This is a genomic window from Streptomyces sp. C1-1 (assembly GCF_050214755.1).
Taxonomy (GTDB): Bacteria; Actinomycetota; Actinomycetes; order Streptomycetales; family Streptomycetaceae; genus Streptomyces.
Genome location: NZ_CP189826.1, coordinates 2,513,089 through 2,529,607, shown reverse-complemented (window position 1 = coordinate 2,529,607; position 16,519 = coordinate 2,513,089). Strand labels below are relative to the sequence as shown.

Annotated in this window: 13 protein-coding genes; 10 read left to right on the top strand and 3 right to left on the bottom strand. The window is 71.3% G+C overall.

Going from position 1 to position 16,519, the window contains the following annotated elements:
* The first annotated feature begins 116 nt into the window (after positions 1-116).
* The 8 genes from ACQF4J_RS11535 (at position 117) to ACQF4J_RS11500 (ending at position 11,309) form a co-directional block, all read left to right on the top strand.
* Positions 117-2,003, top strand: coding sequence for a hypothetical protein (locus ACQF4J_RS11535; protein ID WP_427165568.1), 1,887 nt, complete (start codon positions 117-119; stop codon positions 2,001-2,003).
* A 193-nt stretch (positions 2,004-2,196) separates the two neighbouring features.
* The gene (locus tag ACQF4J_RS11530; RefSeq protein WP_351567408.1) at positions 2,197-3,039 is read left to right on the top strand and encodes a nitrilase-related carbon-nitrogen hydrolase; all 843 of its coding nucleotides are present in this window, start codon (positions 2,197-2,199) and stop codon (positions 3,037-3,039) included.
* Positions 3,036-4,319, top strand: coding sequence for an aspartate aminotransferase family protein (locus tag ACQF4J_RS11525; RefSeq protein ID WP_351567411.1), 1,284 nt, complete (start codon positions 3,036-3,038; stop codon positions 4,317-4,319). Before ACQF4J_RS11530 ends, ACQF4J_RS11525 begins: the two co-directional genes overlap by 4 nt.
* Before the next feature lie 157 nt (positions 4,320-4,476).
* Positions 4,477-6,036 carry a PucR family transcriptional regulator gene (locus ACQF4J_RS11520; protein ID WP_351567414.1) on the top strand — a complete coding sequence of 520 codons (1,560 nt, stop codon included), beginning with the start codon at positions 4,477-4,479 and terminating at the stop codon, positions 6,034-6,036.
* 155 nt (positions 6,037-6,191) lie between these two features.
* Complete coding sequence (locus ACQF4J_RS11515) at positions 6,192-7,034, top strand: nitrilase-related carbon-nitrogen hydrolase (protein WP_142143855.1); 843 nt, start codon at positions 6,192-6,194, stop codon at positions 7,032-7,034.
* A gap of 34 nt (positions 7,035-7,068) precedes the next feature.
* Positions 7,069-8,472, top strand: coding sequence for a dihydropyrimidinase (gene hydA / locus ACQF4J_RS11510; protein WP_351803193.1), 1,404 nt, complete (start codon positions 7,069-7,071; stop codon positions 8,470-8,472).
* A gap of 11 nt (positions 8,473-8,483) precedes the next feature.
* Positions 8,484-9,503 carry a TIGR03842 family LLM class F420-dependent oxidoreductase gene (locus ACQF4J_RS11505; RefSeq protein WP_351567420.1) on the top strand — a complete coding sequence of 340 codons (1,020 nt, stop codon included), beginning with the start codon at positions 8,484-8,486 and terminating at the stop codon, positions 9,501-9,503.
* A gap of 279 nt (positions 9,504-9,782) precedes the next feature.
* Positions 9,783-11,309, top strand: coding sequence for an NCS1 family nucleobase:cation symporter-1 (locus ACQF4J_RS11500; RefSeq protein WP_351567423.1), 1,527 nt, complete (start codon positions 9,783-9,785; stop codon positions 11,307-11,309).
* Between the two features lie 26 nt (positions 11,310-11,335).
* Here ACQF4J_RS11500 and ACQF4J_RS11495 read toward each other — a convergent pair whose 3' ends face one another.
* Positions 11,336-11,995: a hypothetical protein gene (locus ACQF4J_RS11495; RefSeq protein WP_351567426.1), complete on the bottom strand. Its 660-nt coding sequence runs from the start codon at positions 11,993-11,995 to the stop codon at positions 11,336-11,338.
* A 249-nt stretch (positions 11,996-12,244) separates the two neighbouring features.
* Positions 12,245-13,249 (bottom strand): carboxymuconolactone decarboxylase family protein, encoded by a 1,005-nt coding sequence (locus tag ACQF4J_RS11490; RefSeq protein ID WP_351567429.1) that lies wholly within the window; start codon positions 13,247-13,249, stop codon positions 12,245-12,247.
* A gap of 166 nt (positions 13,250-13,415) precedes the next feature.
* Here ACQF4J_RS11490 and ACQF4J_RS11485 point away from each other — a divergent pair, with 166 nt between their 5' ends.
* Together ACQF4J_RS11485 and ACQF4J_RS11480 are read left to right on the top strand one after the other, a co-directional pair.
* Positions 13,416-14,522, top strand: a complete 1,107-nt coding sequence (locus ACQF4J_RS11485) for a sensor histidine kinase (protein WP_351803191.1) — start codon at positions 13,416-13,418, stop codon at positions 14,520-14,522.
* Between the two features lie 136 nt (positions 14,523-14,658).
* Positions 14,659-15,321, top strand: coding sequence for a response regulator transcription factor (locus ACQF4J_RS11480; protein WP_351567435.1), 663 nt, complete (start codon positions 14,659-14,661; stop codon positions 15,319-15,321).
* A gap of 43 nt (positions 15,322-15,364) precedes the next feature.
* On the opposite strand, the gene ACQF4J_RS11475 is transcribed toward ACQF4J_RS11480, so the two are convergent.
* Positions 15,365-16,357, bottom strand: a complete 993-nt coding sequence (locus tag ACQF4J_RS11475) for a phospholipase D-like domain-containing protein (RefSeq protein ID WP_351803189.1) — start codon at positions 16,355-16,357, stop codon at positions 15,365-15,367.
* Positions 16,358-16,519: the final 162 nt, after the last annotated feature.

Below are 16,519 nucleotides of genomic sequence, written 5' to 3'. Positions count from 1 at the left end.
TCAAGATCCCGTAATGAGCTCTCCGCGCGCTCGTTGCAAACTGCTCGTAGCACCGCCGTAACACAACTGGTGTTGCCTACGGAACCGGAGTGCTCCGGTCTGGCGGGAGTTGAGCGATGGCTGTGGATCAACTCCCGGGACAGGTGCGGGAGTTCGCGAACTACCTGAATGGCCTGCTGGCGCGCCTGGACCAGCGTGGCGGCTGGTGCGCGGTGTTCTGGCAGCGCGATCCCGACGGGATGCGGGCCTGTCTCGACGGGCGCGAGGTGCCGCCGTGGGACGTCATGGAGGCGCTGCTGCACGATCTTGCCGCGTCGTTCGGCCCCGGCACCGCGGCCCCGGAACTGCAGCGGGCCCGCGCGCTGCACACCGCCGCGCTCACCGCGTACGACGCCCGGCCCGGCGGCCGGGACGCCCTGGGCGACCGGCTCGACGTCATGCTCCGCGAACAGCGCTACGCCGCCGAACGGCAGGCGGAGCTGGGCCGTCTCCTCGCCGCCGCCACCACCCGCCAGGAGGCCGACGCCCTCCGTCTCGACCTCGCCTGGGCCCGCGACGACCACGACCGCGCCACCGCCCGCTGCGCCGAACTCCGCGCCCGGACGGCCGAGGCGGACCGGCGCGCGGTGAGCGAACGGGAGTCGGCGCCGCGCCGCGGCCGCCTGCCGGAGAGCCCCGCGTACCGCGTCGACGGCACCTCACCGGGGGAGCCCGCACCGCCCGACGACACCTGGGCGGCCCGAGGCACCCCCTTCACCCCCGAAGCTTCCGTCTTCGAGCCCCGCCCCTTCGAGACCGGCGGCTCCAATGCCAGCCCCTTCGAGGCCCGCGGTTCCGATGCCGGCGCCTTCGAAGTCCGCGGTTCCGGTGCCCGCGGCTTTGAGGCGGGCGCCTTCGAGGCCCGCGGTTCCGGCGCCCGCGGCTCTGAGGCGCGCGGTTCCGATGCCCGCGCCTTCGAGGCCCGCGGCTCCGGCGCCCGAGCGTTCGAAGCCCGAGGCTTGGATGCCCGAGGCTTGGATGCCCGAGCACCTGAAGCCCGCGGCTCCGATGCAGGCGTCTTCGATGCCGGCGCCTTCGAAGTCCGCGGTTCCGGTGCCCGCGGTTCCGATGCCCGCGGTTCCGATGCCCGCGGCTCTGAAGCCCCGGGCTTCGACGCCGCTGCCCGCAGAAGCCCCGGCTTCGAGGCCCCGGCCGCCGACATCCCCGGCTCCGGTGCCGCTGCCCCCGACGCTCCCACCCCCGCATCGCCCACTCCGGCACCCCCCACCCCCAAGCAGCGCAAACGCCGCCGCGGTAGTGCTCGGTTCGCCGGGATGGTCGAGGAGGTCGCTCCCGTCGTCGCGCCGCCGAGTGCAACGTCCGCCGTTCTTGACCCCGCCGTCACCGGGGGCCGCACCCCGCGCGGAGCCCGGTTCGCCGGGGCCGCCGAGGCCCCCGAGCGGCGGCCGGAGCCCGAGGTGGAGCCGCTGGACGCGGCAGGGCCGCGGGAGGTCGCCGAGGCGGTCGGCAGGCTCGTGCGGCTGCGTGCCGAGGGGCGCAGCGGTGACGCGCACGCACTGCTCGTCGAGGCCGCCCACTGGCCCGCCGCCCGGTTCCCGCTGCTCGCCGCGGAGCTGCACGACGCGGGGCTCGGCTTCGACTGGACGACGCTGCTGTGGGAGGCCGCCTCGCTGCCCGCCGACCGGCTGGTCGCCGCGGCGGACGCCCTGGTCGCGGCCGGGCGCGCGGCCGACGGTGAGCAGATCCTGCGGCAGGGTGTCGTCCGGCCCGCCGCGGAGATCGGGCAGGCCGTGCTGGGGCTGGCGGCCGAGGGGCGGCGGCGCGAGGTGGTCGCGCTGCTCGACGCCTACGTCCGCGTCCGCACCCCGGAGGAGGCGGCCCGCAGCGCGGAACCCGATCCGGGTACCCTCGTGCCCCTTCTGCTGGAGGCCGCGCACGGCGTGTCGGACGAGCGACACTGGGATCTGGTGCACGCCCTCCGGGTGGCCGGTTTCACCGCCTGACAACCTCTCGCGAAACGCTCGACACCCCCCTCCCACCGGCCCATCCGATCACCCACAGGAGTGCGAAACATGATCGACTCAGCGGGTTGACGGCGATGGTCTTGGCAAGGCCCTCCCGGAGGCTTACGTTCATCCCTCTACGGCCGTGTCTACGGGCGTAGAGGCTCTGACGTCCCCGCCGAAGGAGCAGCTCATGGCCAACGTCGTACGTGCCGCTCTGGTCCAGGCCACCTGGACCGGCGACACCGAGTCCATGGTGGCGAAACACGAGGAGCACGCCCGCGAGGCGGCCCGACAGGGCGCGAAGGTCATCGGCTTCCAGGAAGTGTTCAACGCCCCCTACTTCTGCCAGGTCCAGGAACCCGAGCACTACCGCTGGGCCGAGCCCGTGCCCGACGGGCCGACCGTCCGCCGTATGCGGGAGCTCGCCCGGGAGACGGGCATGGTCGTCGTCGTCCCGGTCTTCGAGGTCGAGCAGGCCGGCTTCTACTACAACACCGCCGCCGTGATCGACGCCGACGGCACCTTCCTCGGCAAGTACCGCAAGCACCACATCCCGCAGGTCAAGGGCTTCTGGGAGAAGTACTACTTCAAGCCGGGCAACATCGGCTGGCCGGTCTTCGACACGGCGGTCGGCAAGGTCGGCGTCTACATCTGCTACGACCGCCACTTCCCCGAGGGCTGGCGGCAACTCGGCCTCAACGGCGCCCAGTTGGTGTACAACCCTTCGGCCACCCACCGCGGCCTGTCCTCCTACCTCTGGCGGCTCGAGCAGCCCGCCGCGGCCGTCGCCAACGAGTACTTCATCGCCGCCATCAACCGCGTCGGCCAGGAGGAGTACGGCGACAACGACTTCTACGGGACGAGCTACTTCGTCGACCCGCGCGGCCAGTTCGTGGGCGACGTCGCCAGCGACACCAAGGAGGAACTCGTCGTCCGCGACCTGGACTTCGACCTGATCGAGGAAGTGCGCCGGCAGTGGGCGTTCTACCGTGATCGACGACCCGACGCCTACGAGGGGCTGGTGCAGCCGTGAGCGACCTCTACGCACGCCATCGATCCGTCCTGCCGGACTGGCTCGCCCTCTACTACGAGGACCCGATCGAGATCACCCACGGCGAGGGCCGCCACGTCTGGGACTCGGACGGCAACAAGTACCTCGACTTCTTCGGCGGCATCCTCACCACGATGACCGCGCACGCGCTGCCCGAGGTGACGAAGGCGGTGAGCGAGCAGGCGGGCCGCATCCTCCACTCGTCGACTCTCTACCTCAACCGCCAGATGGTGGAACTCGCCGAGCGCATCGCCCAGTTGAGCGGCATCCCGGACGCCCGCGTCTTCTTCACCACCTCCGGCACCGAGGCCAACGACACCGCGCTGCTGCTCGCCACGACCCACCGGCGCAGCAACACGATCCTGGCGATGCGCAACAGCTACCACGGCCGCTCCTTCAGTGCGGTCGGCATCACCGGCAACCGCGGCTGGTCGCCGACCTCGCTGTCCCCGCTGCAGACGCTCTACGTCCACGGCGGCGTCCGCACCCGCGGCCCGTACGCCTCCCTGAGCGATGCCGACTTCATCGCGGCCTGCGTCGACGACCTCAAGGACCTGCTCGGCCACACCCGCCCGCCCGCGGCCCTGATCGCCGAGCCGATCCAGGGCGTCGGCGGCTTCACATCGGGCCCGGACGGTCTCTACGCGGCCTTCCGTGAAGTCCTCGCCGAGCGCGGCATCCTGTGGATCGCCGACGAGGTGCAGACCGGCTGGGGCCGCACCGGCGACCACTTCTGGGGCTGGCAGGCGCACGGACAGAACGGGCCGCCGGACATCCTCACCTTCGCCAAGGGCATCGGCAACGGCAGCTCCATCGGCGGAGTCGTCGCCCGCGCCGAGATCATGAACTGCCTGGACGCCAACAGCATCTCGACGTTCGGCGGCACCCAGATCACCATGGCCGCGGGCCTGGCCAACCTCAACTACCTGCTGGAGCACGACCTGCAGGGCAACGCCCGGCGCGTCGGCGGACTGCTCGCCGAGCGGCTGCGGGCCGTCGCCGCGCAGGTCCCGCACGTACGAGAGGTGCGCGGGCGCGGACTGATGCTCGGCGTCGAACTGGTCAGGCCCGGCACCGACCAGGCCGATCCGGACGCGGCGGCCGCCGTGCTGGAGGCGACCCGCGCGGGCGGGCTGCTGATCGGCAAGGGCGGCGGCCACAACACCAGCGCCCTGCGCATCGCCCCGCCGCTGTCCCTGACCGTCGCGGAGGCCGAGGAAGGCGCCGCGATCCTCGAATCCGCTCTGAGGAGCCTCACATAAGAGCAGGCAGAAGTGCAGGGCGAGTGAGCCGAAGGGGCGCGCCTGTGCCGAGAGATCGAGCGCGCGGAGGCCCGAAGGGCTGAGCACGGTCGGGTTCTCGACACGGGCTCCGGTGCCCCGGAGGTGAACCGAGCCACAGACAAAGGGGAAGACCGCCATGACCACCACCTTCGGGACCCTCGAACCCGCCCTGTCGGTGCGCCAGGTGCTGACCCTGGAGCGGGTGCTCGCCGGGGAGCCCGAGGTGGTGGCCGGCGCGGGCCAGCTCGACCGGCCGGTGCGCTGGGTGCACGTCGCCGAGGCACCCGACGTGGGCGTGATGCTCAGCGGCGGCGAGATGGTGCTCACTACCGGCGTGCTCCTCGCCGGCGACGAGGAGAAGCAGGCCGAGTACATCCGGTCCCTGCACCGCGCGGAGGCGGCCGCCGTGGTCCTCGGCCTGGGGCGCGCCTTCCCTTCGCCCCCGGACGTGATGCGCCGGGCCGCCGAGCGGTGCGGGCTGCCGATGGTCGTCCTGCACCGACCCTTCCCCTTCGCCGAGTTGACGGAGGAGGTCCAGGCCCGGCTGGTGCGGCGGAAGTTCGCCGCCGTCAGTCTGTCGGAGTCCGTACGGACCGCCCTGACCGGCCTCATCACCGCCGGTGCCCCGCTGCAACGCCTCCTCGACGAGGTCGCCCAGCACAGCGCCTGCCCGGTCGTCGTCACCAACCTCGCCCACCGCGTCCTCGCCACCGCCGGGGAACGGCCGGCCGTGGACGACGTGCTGCGCGACTGGGAGCGCATCGCCCGGCAGGCCGGCGGCAGCGAGGGCGACGGCTGGATCCGCGCCGAGCTGGGCGGTCGCGGGGAGCGCTGGGGGCAGATCGTGCTGTGCGGGCACCGGGGCGACACCGCCACCGGACGGCTGCTCGCCGACCGTGCCGCCGAAGCCCTCGTCCTGCACCGCATGCTCGGCGGCAACTCCGCCCACACCTGGGAGGAGCAGTCGGCGCAGAGCCTGCTGACCGACCTCGTCAGCGGTGTCGTACCGGCCCGCCAACTGCTGCCCCGCGCGCGGGCCGCCGGACTTCCCGTCAACCGGCGCACCTTCGTACCGCTGGTCGTACGGGACGGCGACCCCGCCCAACTGGAGCGGGTGCTACGGCTGTTGGGGCTGCCCGGTATCGTCGCCGAGCTGGCCGACGGGGCCACCGCCGTGCTGCTGAGCCTGGCGCGGGACCAGGACGCCACCGTGCTCGTGGCCAACTTCGCGACCCGGCTGCGCTCGGAGGCCGCCCGGACGGCCGTGGCCGCCGCCGACCCGCGCACCGCCTGGGACGACGTGCCCGCCGGACTGCGCGAGGCGCAGCACGTCGCCGACGCCGTGGCGGACTCCTCGGCCGTTCTCGACCTCCCGGCCGTCGTACGCCTGAGGGACGTGCACCTGCGCGGCCTGATCCGGCTGCTGCGGGACGACCCCCATGTGCAGTCGTTCGCGGAGCGGGAGCTGGACGGGCTGCTGTGCCCGGCCGACGACGACCTGCTGTCGGTGCTGCGCACCTACCTCGCCACCGGCCGCAACAAGTCCCGCACCGCCCAGCTCCACCACGTCTCCCGGCCCGCGCTCTACCGCCGGCTGGAGGCCATACAGGGCCGGCTGGGAGTCGACCTCGACGACTTCGAGCAGGCGGCCTCGGTGCACATCGCGCTCCTCGCGCATGACGCGCAACAGGGGTGAAACATGCGACGACCTGGGAAAACGGCGGTGAAACATGGGTCCACGACAGGGTGACACCGTGGCACGCGGCACGCCTGCAGACGTGACACCGTGCAACTCAAAGCCGGTTTCCGGACTTCCTACTCTTCTCGCACACCGAGCGACCGGAGGTCCCGATGAGCAGAGTGATTCGCGCCGCCCTCTTCCAGACCGCGTGGACGGGCGACAAGGAGTCGATGATCCAGGTGCACGAGCAGGCGGCCCGGGACGCGGCCGCGCAGGGCGCCCAGGTCCTGTGCTTCCAGGAGCTGTTCTACGGACCCTACTTCTGCCAGGTCCAGGACAAGGCGTTCTACGAGTACGCCGAGCAGGTCCCCGACGGCCCGATCGTCAAGCGCTTTCAGGCGCTCGCCAGGGAGCTGGGCCTCGTCCTGATCCTGCCGATGTACGAGGAGGAGCAGCCCGGCGTCCTCTACAACACGGCCGCCGTGATCGACGCGGACGGCTCCTACCTCGGCAAGTACCGCAAGCACCACATCCCCCAGGTTCCGGGCTTCTGGGAGAAGTTCTACTTCCGGCCCGGCAACGTGGGCTGGCCGGTCTTCGAGACGGCCGTCGGCAGGATCGGCGTCTACATCTGCTACGACCGCCACTTCCCGGAGGGCTGGCGGGCGTTGGGCCTGGAGGGGGCCGAGATCGTCTTCAACCCCTCGGCCACCTCGCGCGGACTGTCCCGCTACCTCTGGCAGTTGGAGCAGCCGGCGGCGGCCGTCGCCAACGAGTACTTCGTCGGCGCGATCAACCGGGTCGGCGTGGAGGACCTGGGCGACAACGACTTCTACGGGACCTCCTACTTCGTGGACCCGGAGGCCCAGTTCGTCGGCGAGGTCGCCTCCGACAAGGAGACCGAACTCGTCGTCCGCGACCTGGACCTGGCCAAGCTGCGCGAGGTCCGCGACCGCTGGCAGTTCTTCCGGGACCGCCGGCCCGACGCGTACGCCCCGATCACCGCCCCGTAATCACACCAGTGTCGAGCACGGCAGGAGAGGGAGAATGAGCAGCCGCACCGTCATCCGTGGTGGCCTCGTCATCACCGCGTCCGACGAGATCCACGCCGACGTCCTGATCGAGGACGGCCGTGTCGCCGCCCTCGCCGCCTCCGGCACTCCTGCCGCCGAGGCCTTCGCCGCCGAGCGGACGATAGACGCCACCGGGAAGTACGTCATCCCGGGCGGCGTCGACGCCCACACCCACATGGAACTGCCGTTCGGCGGCACCTTCGCCTCCGACACCTTCGAGACCGGCACCCGGGCCGCCGCCTGGGGCGGCACCACCACGATCGTCGACTTCGCCGTGCAGAGCGTCGGGCGCTCCCTGCGCGAGGGCCTGGACGCCTGGCACGCCAAGGCCGAGGGCAACTGCGCGATCGACTACGGCTTCCACATGATCGTCTCCGACGTCAACCAGGAGACGCTCAAGGAGATGGACCTGCTCGTCGAGGAGGGCGTCACCTCCTTCAAGCAGTTCATGGCCTACCCCGGCGTCTTCTACAGCGACGACGGCCAGATCCTGCGCGCCATGCAGCGCTCCGCCGAGAACGGCGGACTGATCATGATGCACGCCGAGAACGGCATCGCGATCGACGTGCTGGTGGAGCAGGCGCTGGCCCGCGGGGAGACCGACCCGCGCTACCACGGCGAGGTGCGCAAAGCCCTGCTGGAGGCGGAGGCCACCCACCGCGCCATCAGGCTCGCCCAGGTCGCGGGGGCGCCGCTGTACGTCGTGCACGTCTCGGCGATGGAGGCGGTGGCCGAGCTGGCGCGGGCGCGCGACGAGGGGCTCCCGGTGTTCGGCGAGACCTGCCCCCAGTACCTGTTCCTGTCGACCGACAACCTCGCCGAGCCGGACTTCGAGGGCTCGAAGTACGTGTGCAGCACGCCGCTTCGCCCCAAGGAGCACCAGGCCAAACTGTGGCAGGGGCTCAGGACGAACGACCTCCAGGTCGTCTCCACCGACCACTGCCCGTTCTGCTTCGTGGGCCAGAAGGAACTGGGGCGCGGCGACTTCTCGAAGATCCCGAACGGCCTCCCCGGCGTCGAGAACCGCATGGACCTGCTCCACCAGGCCGTCGTCGACGGACACATCAGCCGCCGCCGCTGGATCGAGATCGCCTGCGCCACCCCGGCCCGGATGTTCGGCATGTACCCGACGAAGGGCACCATCGCCCCCGGCGCCGACGCGGACATCGTCATCTACGACCCGAACGCCGAGCAGGTCATGTCCGCCGAGACCCACCACATGAACGTCGACTACTCGGCGTACGAAGGGAAGCGCACCACCGGCCGGGTCGAGACGGTCCTCTCGCGCGGCGAACCCGTCATCACCGAGCGGGAGTACACCGGACGCGCCGGACACGGCGTCTACACCCCGCGCTCCACCTGTCAGTACCTCAACTAGGAGTGGCGCACATGGACTTCGGACTCGTCCTGCAGACCGACCCGCCGGCCTCGAGGGTCGTCAGCCTGATGAAGCGCGCCGAGCGCAACGGCTTCACCTACGGCTGGACCTTCGACTCGGCCGTGCTGTGGCAGGAACCGTTCGTGATCTACAGTCAGATCCTGGCGAACACGCAGAAGCTGACCGTGGGCACGATGGTGACGAACCCCGGCACCCGCACCTGGGAGGTCACCGCCTCCACCTTCGCCACGCTCAACGACATGTTCGGCAACCGCACCGTCTGCGGCATCGGCCGCGGCGACTCCGCGATGCGCGTCGCCGGCCGCAAGCCCAACACACTGGCCCGCATCAGCGAGGCCATGAAGGTCATCCGGGCCCTCGGCCGGGGCGAGGAGGCCGACCTCGGCGGCGCGGTCGTCAGGTTCCCGTGGATCAAGCCCGGCGCCGAACTGCCGGTGTGGATGGCCGCGTACGGGCCCAAGGCCCTGAAGATGACCGGCGAGGAGGCCGACGGGTTCATCCTGCAGCTGGCGGACCTCTACCTGACCGAGTACATGGTCAAGGCCGTGAAGGACGCGGCCGTGGCCGCGGGCCGCGACCCCGCCGACGTCAAGATCTGCGTCGCCGCGCCCGCCTACGTCACCGAGGACGACTCGCCCGAGGCCCTCGCCCACGCCCGGGAGCAGTGCCGCTGGTTCGGCGGCATGGTCGGCAACCACGTCGCCGACCTGGTCTCGAAGTACGGCGAGCACTCCGCCGCCGTACCCGACGAACTCACGGACTACATCAAGGCCCGCGAGGGGTACGACTACTCCCACCACGGCCGCGCCGACAACCCCGACACCCAGTTCGTGCCCGACGAGATCGTCGACCGGTTCTGCCTGATCGGACCCGTCGAGAAGCACATCGAGAAGCTGAACGCCCTGCGCGAGCTGGGTGTCGACCAGTTCGCCGTCTACGACATGCACGACGCCCAGGAAGCCGTGATCGACGCATACGGCCGGCAGGTCATCCCGGCCGTCAACGCCTGACCCTCCCCGAACCGCTCACCCCCATCCCCCCACTCCAGAACTCCCCTCCCCACCTCCCCGGGGAGGGGATGGCGGGGCCGGGGAGGGGCGGGCACATCCCCACGCCGCCCGGCACGCACTCCCGGCGCACCGGACGAAGGCCCAAGTAGCTCCGCTACGAGGACCTTCGTCCGGCAGACCGAGAGCACGCACCGAACGACGCGGGGACCCACCCGCCCCTCCCCGGCCCCGCCGGCCCGCACGGCCTTTCCGGACCGCCCCTCATCGATTGGCCTGCCCATGACCGACACCGCTCCCACGGCCATACCGCCGACCGCTCAAGTCACCCTCGCCGACGGACGCGTGGAGATCGCGCCGGGGTCACCGCTGCCCAGCGGCCCGTACGCGAACGAGGACCTGCTCCCTGTTCCGATCGAGAAGCGCACCTGGACCACGTACAACTTCTCCGCCCTGTGGGTCGGCATGGCCCACAACACGGCCTCCTGGACCCTCGCCTCCGGTCTGATCGCCGTCGGCATGGACTGGAAGCAGGCGGTGTTCACCATCGCCCTGGCCAATGTGATCGTGCTGATCCCGATGCTGCTCACCGGGCACGCGGGGCCGAAGTACGGCATCCCGTTCCCGGTGTTCGCGCGTGCCTCCTTCGGCGTCCGCGGCGCCAACCTGCCCGCGGTGGTGCGGGCGTTGGTGGCGTGCGGCTGGTTCGGCATCCAGACCTGGATCGGCGGCGAGGCGATCTACTTCCTGGCCGGCAAGCTCATCGGCAACGGCTGGTCCGACGCCGGTAAGATCGGTGGCCACGCCTGGACGATGTGGCTGTCGTTCGCGATCTTCTGGGCGATCCAGGTCGCCATCATCTACCGCGGCATGGAGACGATCCGCCGCTTCGAGAACTGGGCGGCGCCCTTCGTCATCGTCGGCGCGCTGGTGATGCTGGTCTGGATGAGCAACAAGGCGGGCGGCTTCGGCCCGTTGCTCGACCAGCCCTCCAAGCTCGGCTGGGGCGGCGACTTCTGGAAGCTGTTCTGGCCCTCCCTGATGGGCATGATCGGCTTCTGGTCCACCCTGTCGCTGAACATCCCGGACTTCACCCGCTACGGCAGGAGCCAGAAGGCGCAGACCTGGGGCCAGGCCCTCGGACTGCCCACCACCATGACGCTGTTCGCGCTGCTGTCGGTGCTGGTCACCTCCGGTTCGCAGAAGGTCTACGGCCAGGCGGTGTGGGACCCGGTACAGCTCGCCGCCAAGACCGACAACGTCTTCGGCCTGCTGTTCGCCCTGGTGACCGTGCTGGTGGCGACCCTGTCCGTGAACATCGCCGCCAACCTGGTCTCGCCGGCCTTCGACTTCTCCAACATCGCGCCCAGGAAGGTCAGTTTCCGGGCCGGGGCGCTCGCCACCTGCATCATCGGCGTGCTGATCTTCCCGTGGAAGCTGTACTCCGACCCGCAGGGCTACATCTTCACCTGGCTCGGCCTGGTCGGCGGCCTGCTCGGCACGGTCGCCGGCATCCTCATCGCCGACTACTGGATCCTGCGCCGCGGAAAGCTGGACCTGGTCGACCTGTACCGCTCGGGCGGCCGTTACTGGTACGAGGGCGGCTGGAACTGGCGGGCCGTCGTCGCCTTCGTGACGGGCGGCGTGCTGGCGATCGGCGGCGCGAGCTTCAAACCGCTGATCGACGGACGGCCCGTCCCGGCACTGCAGCCGCTCGCCGACTACGGCTGGGCGGTGGGCCTGGGCACCTCGATGGCCGTCTACCTGGCCCTGATGCTGCTGCGCGGCAGACAGCGCCTGGAGGCCTGAACCCCCCGAAGGGCGGCCGGTGAACGCTACCGGCCGCCCTTCAGCGCGGTCACGGCGTCCTTCGCGGCCTTGATGGCACCCTTGTTGATCTCGTCCGTGCCGGGTGCCTTCTTCGTCTCGAAGTCACTGCCGTTGTAGGTGGTGACCACCAGGACGTTGGACACCTGGGCGATCACCACGCCCTCCCGGGTCTGCTGCTTGTCCTCGGTGCTGAGGTTCACGACCGAGTAGCCCGCGTCCCCGAGCCCCGGCACGGCACCTCCGCCGCTCTTCTCCGCGGTCCTCTCCTTGTACTCCTTCTGGGCCGCCGCGTCGGAGTCCAGTACCTCGAAGGAGACGTCGAGCCAGCGGTAGTCGTAGCCCTTGAGGGCGTTCCAGGAGCAGGTGCGGCGCAGCTTCTCGTCCGTCGACCTGATCTCCTTCCCGGCCGTCTTGGCGCCCGGGACGAGCGACTTGAGCGTGGCCGTGGCCACGCTGCCGCACGGCGCGGGGGAGGCGCTGTACGACTTGGTCGCCGCTGCCGCCGTCGACGGCGCGGAGGGCGTCGAAGTGCTCTTCTGCTGCGCCTCGTTGTGCTGGTCGGCCGGCGTCGCCGGGCTGGACGTCAGTGCCCAGCCCACCGCGGCGAGCACGACGACGGGGGACAGGCGCGCGGTCAGAGCGAGCGGCAGGGGAAATTCACGCACGGGCACACTTCTCGGTGGGGGACGGTGTGCGGAAGGGGGTCCGCACTGCGGACGGAGCGCCAGTCTCACATGAGTCCCTGTGAGACGGAAGTGTCAACTCGCTCCGTGCTCGGGCGGTCACGGAGGCCGGTGCCGAGGGGCCGTGACCAACCGGACGCCGCCCGAGCAAGCGGCGACGATCCCCTCGTATGCCCATAAAACCCCTTCAAAGCCTCCGAAATCGAATAAAGGGTTCGCGGATGGTCGTCGTCATGGCGTGGCCCGCTGCGCCGCCGGCAGGGCGAGTGCGTTCTCGATGCGGTCCACGGCCGCGAAGGCGCCGTACGCGACGAGCCGGACCAGCTGCTCGTCGTTGTGCCAGGGCATGTGCCAGGCGGCCACGTCCTCGTCGGTGATCCGGTACGGCGCGAGCGCGGCGAGCAGCGCCAGGCGCGCGCCGGGCCGCTCACGCCGGGTCGGGAAGCCGCGCAGGACGGCCGACGGGTGCTCGCCGTTCCACTCGTGCAGGGCGTGGTGGACGAGGGTGCGCTCGGCCGGTTCGAGGAGTTCGGCGCCGGTGCGGGCGGCCGCGCGCAGCGCCGCGTAGGCCGGGCCCACGGGGGAGCCGAGGGCCCAGTCCGGTCCGGGGCCGAGCGTGTCGAGCAGCGGCAGGGACGCCCCGGGCTCGGCCTCGCGGCGGACGGTACGGCCCAGGGCGCGGCCCGCGAGGCTCCGCACCGCCCGGAAACGCTGGACGCCGCCCGGCATGAGCTGTTCGGACAGCAGCGCCGAGGCGATGCGGTTGATGAAGTGGAAGGTGAGCATGGTCCCCAGGTAGGCGGGCGCGTGCTCCTCGGGGAACGGGTACGGCCGCGGCGCGGCCCCCGGGACACGGCTGGCGAGCCCCCAGTCGAGCACGCGCGTGTGCTCCTCGCTCTCCGGATCGTCGCCGCGGGCCAGCCGCTCGGCCAGCGCGTGGTCGCCGGTGGCGTGCAGCAGGACGGTGTGCGCGTCCACGCAGAACGGACAGTTGTTGGAGAGCGAGACCCCGAGCGCCGCCAACTCCTTGCCGGTGCGGCTGCCGGGGCCGGCGATCAGCGACTCGCGCATCAGCGCCCAGGCGGGAACGAGGAGTTCGGGCGCCGAGGACAGGACCATGAAGGTGGCGGGGCGGTCGATGCCGAAGTCGGCGGCGATCTGCGCGTGGACCTCGGCGACCCGGCCGGTGGCCGACTTGGCCGACGGTGGCTGTGTGTACCTGAACGGTGTGGACATGTACAGCAGCATGCGTGGCAGGGGCGGGCCCGGGCGTCGTCCCCGCGGAGGCACTTGGCGCTACGACGGCGAGGCCGCCTGAGCCCCGCTCTACTGCGTGGGGAGTAGTCGGGGAGCCGTCCACAGGGGTGACGCCACTGTCGGCGCCGCCCTCTACTGTGCCTGCATGAGCGGGCACTTCACCACACGCAAGGGGCTCGCCGACGTGGCCCTCGCCGTCGTCGTCGGTGCTCTCGCCGTGACCACGGCAGCCTTCGGCCGGGACACCACGGCCGTCGACCAAGCCCTCGTCGTCCTGTCCTCGGCCGTCCTCGCGTTCCACCGCCTGGTCCCGCGCACGGTGGCCGTCGTCGCCGCGCTGTGCGGAGCCGGGTACGTGCTGCACGCGCACCCCGGCCCGCTCTCCGCCCTGCCGGTCTTCGTCGCCGTGGCCACGACGGCCAGTGCGGGACACCGGGGTTGGGCGGCCGCGGCGAGCGGGGTCTTCCTGGGAGCGTGGCTGGCGACGGGCCCGACGACGCACGGCGTGGTCGAGCGGACCGCGCTGCTCGCCGGCTGGTTCCTGTGCGCCGTGGTCGCGGGACAGGCCGACCGCAACTGGCAGGCCTACCTCCGCCAGACCGAGCGGCGCGCGCTGGAGGCCGAGCGGACCAGGGAGGAGGCCGCCCTGCGCCGCGCCGGTGAGGAACGCCTGCGCATCGCACGGGAGTTGCACGACTCCCTCACCCACAGCATCTCGATCGTCAAGCTCCAGGCCGGCGTCGCCGTCCACCTGGCAAGGAAACGCGGCGAGGACATACCGCCCGCGCTGCTCGCCATCCAGGACGCGAGCGGCGAGGCCATGCGCGAACTGCGTGCCACCCTGGAGATCCTGCGCTCCGACGACGAGCCCACCGGCACCCCCGCGCTGCTGGTCGAGCGGGCCTGTGCTGCGGGTCTCACCGCCGAACTCACCGTGACCGGCGAGGAACGGCCGCTGGCGGCCACCGTCGACCGCGCCGTCTACCGCATCGTGCAGGAGGCCCTGACCAACGCGGCCCGGCACGCGGGCCCGGCCAAGGTGAGCGTCCGCCTCGACTACGGCGGCGACGACCTCGCCATACGTGTCGAGGACGACGGCGCCGCCGACCCGGCCCGCCCTCCCGCACCCGGCGTGGGCCTCACCGGCATGCGGGAACGCGTCACCGCTCTCGGCGGCACACTGGACGCCGGCCCGCGCGCGCAGGGCGGCTTCGCGGTGCGGGCACGGCTGCCGCTGGGGGAGGCGGGATGAGCGGGGCCGGCGTCGGGGCAGGCAGGCGACCGCCGGTCGGGGAGGCCGGGTGCTCGGGGGCGGCTGCCCGTCGGGGAGGGCGGGGGGCCGGGGGCGGCCTTGCGTGCCGAGTGCCGTTGCCGAATGGGGAGTCGACGTGATCAGGGTCGCGCTCGTCGACGACCAGGCGCTGATGCGTGCGGGGTTCCGCGCCCTGCTGGAGGCTGAGGACGGCATCGAGGTGGTGGGTGAGGCGGCGGACGGCGAGCGGGGCCTCGCCCTCGTCCGCGCGCACGTCCCCGACATCGCGCTGATCGACGTCCAGATGCCCGTGATGACGGGCATCGAGGCCACGCGGCTGATCGCCGCGGACCCCGCCCTGGCGGCCGTACGCGTGGTGATCCTCACCAACTACGGCCTCGACGAGTACGTCTTCGAGGCGCTGCGGGCGGGCGCCAGCGGCTTCCTCCTGAAGGACACCGAACCGGCCGGCCTGCTGCAGGGCATCGAGGTGGTCGCCCGGGGCGAGGCCCTGCTCTCCCCGTCGGTCACCCGCACCCTGATCGGCGAGTTCGTCTCCCGGCCGCCGGACCGGGCGACGGCACCCGGCCTGGACTGCCTGACCCGCCGCGAACGCGAGGTGACGGCCCTGGCCGCCAGGGGTCTGACCAACGAGGAGATCGCCGAACACATGGTCGTCAGCCCGTTCACGGCCAAGACCCACATCAGCCGGGCCATGACGAAACTCGGTGCCCGCGACCGGGCCCAACTGGTCGTCTTCGCCTACGAGTCGGGCCTGGTGGCGCCACGCCGGCCGTGAACGGTCACCCGCTCACGGCCGGAGTGGCGCCGGTCCGGCACGGCTACGCCGCCGTGCCGCCCGCGTAGTCGCCGGCGAAAGTGTTCTCGATGGTCGTGGCCACCGACTGCGCCACCCCGGTACCCGTGAGGATGATCCCCAACTCCCGGTTGTTGGAGAGGGAGTTGCTGCTGATGTTCATGGACCCCGCCTCCACCTCCTGGGTGGACAGGCCGTAGTCGGCGACCATGGCCTTGGCGTGGATGTAGAAGCCGTTGGGGTCGGAGTAGCCGACGACCTTGCCACCAGCCGCCTTGACCGCGGACACCTGGCTGGAATAGCTGCCCGGCGTCTCCAGCACCACGCGCACGGTGACGCCGGCCTTCGCCCTGGCCACGATGGCGTTGACCACCGTGCTGTCGCTGAACTCCAGCTCCTCGACGTCGAGCGTCTTCGTGGCCGCGTTGATCACGGACAGCAGACGGCTGCGGGAGTCGGTCGGCGACCACAGCAGGTGGTCGCCGTCGGTGGGCGTGACCGAGGTGCCCCCGTAGTCCGCGTTGAAGACCTTCTCGATGGCGGCGACGTCACGGGTGTCGTCGGTGAAGACGCCGTAGTCGCGGCCGGTCGCGTAGTACTGCGAGGTCAGGTTGCCGGTGAGGACCAGCGACCTGGTGCCGTCCACGGTGATCGTCTTCTGGTGGGTGTAGACGAAGCCCGACGGCGACCAGGCCACGCCCACGCCCGCGTTCGTCAGTGCGGTGTACGCGGAGTTGTTGGCGGACTTGTGGGCCTGGTCCAGGACCACCCGCACGGTGACGCCCTTGTTCTCCAGGGCTATGAGGTCGTCGACCGCGGTGCTGTCCTCCAGCTCGTACATCGTCATGTCGAGGGATGTGGTGGCCGAGTTGATGAAGTCGTAGATCGTGGGCTCGCTGCCGCTGAGGGAGAAGGCGAACGCGGTGTAGCTCGCGGCGTTGGCCGGAACGGCGGTGGCGATCACCGCGGCGCCGGCCGCCAGGGCCACGCCCGCACGACGGAGGACCTTCGACAACATGCCTGACTCCTAGTCGAGTTGATGCCCGTGTGGGGGGTGGGCGTGAGCATGACACCACGCGCGTAGAACGAAGAGGTGGAGGACGGCTCATGAAGCGCCCGAGGGATCGCAAAATCTTCGTAGGCCCCTCGGACGGGTAGAGGCAGCCCCACAGGTGTGATC

Coding starts and splice junctions, on each gene's coding strand:
- ACQF4J_RS11535 (WP_427165568.1), top strand. CDS start 117: ATGGCTGTGGATCAACTCCCGGGACAGGTGCGGGAGTTCGCGAACTAC.
- ACQF4J_RS11530 (WP_351567408.1), top strand. CDS start 2,197: ATGGCCAACGTCGTACGTGCCGCTCTGGTCCAGGCCACCTGGACCGGC.
- ACQF4J_RS11520 (WP_351567414.1), top strand. CDS start 4,477: ATGACCACCACCTTCGGGACCCTCGAACCCGCCCTGTCGGTGCGCCAG.
- ACQF4J_RS11515 (WP_142143855.1), top strand. CDS start 6,192: ATGAGCAGAGTGATTCGCGCCGCCCTCTTCCAGACCGCGTGGACGGGC.
- hydA (WP_351803193.1), top strand. CDS start 7,069: ATGAGCAGCCGCACCGTCATCCGTGGTGGCCTCGTCATCACCGCGTCC.
- ACQF4J_RS11505 (WP_351567420.1), top strand. CDS start 8,484: ATGGACTTCGGACTCGTCCTGCAGACCGACCCGCCGGCCTCGAGGGTC.
- ACQF4J_RS11500 (WP_351567423.1), top strand. CDS start 9,783: ATGACCGACACCGCTCCCACGGCCATACCGCCGACCGCTCAAGTCACC.
- ACQF4J_RS11490 (WP_351567429.1), bottom strand. CDS start 13,249: ATGTCCACACCGTTCAGGTACACACAGCCACCGTCGGCCAAGTCGGCC.
- ACQF4J_RS11485 (WP_351803191.1), top strand. CDS start 13,416: ATGAGCGGGCACTTCACCACACGCAAGGGGCTCGCCGACGTGGCCCTC.
- ACQF4J_RS11475 (WP_351803189.1), bottom strand. CDS start 16,357: ATGTTGTCGAAGGTCCTCCGTCGTGCGGGCGTGGCCCTGGCGGCCGGC.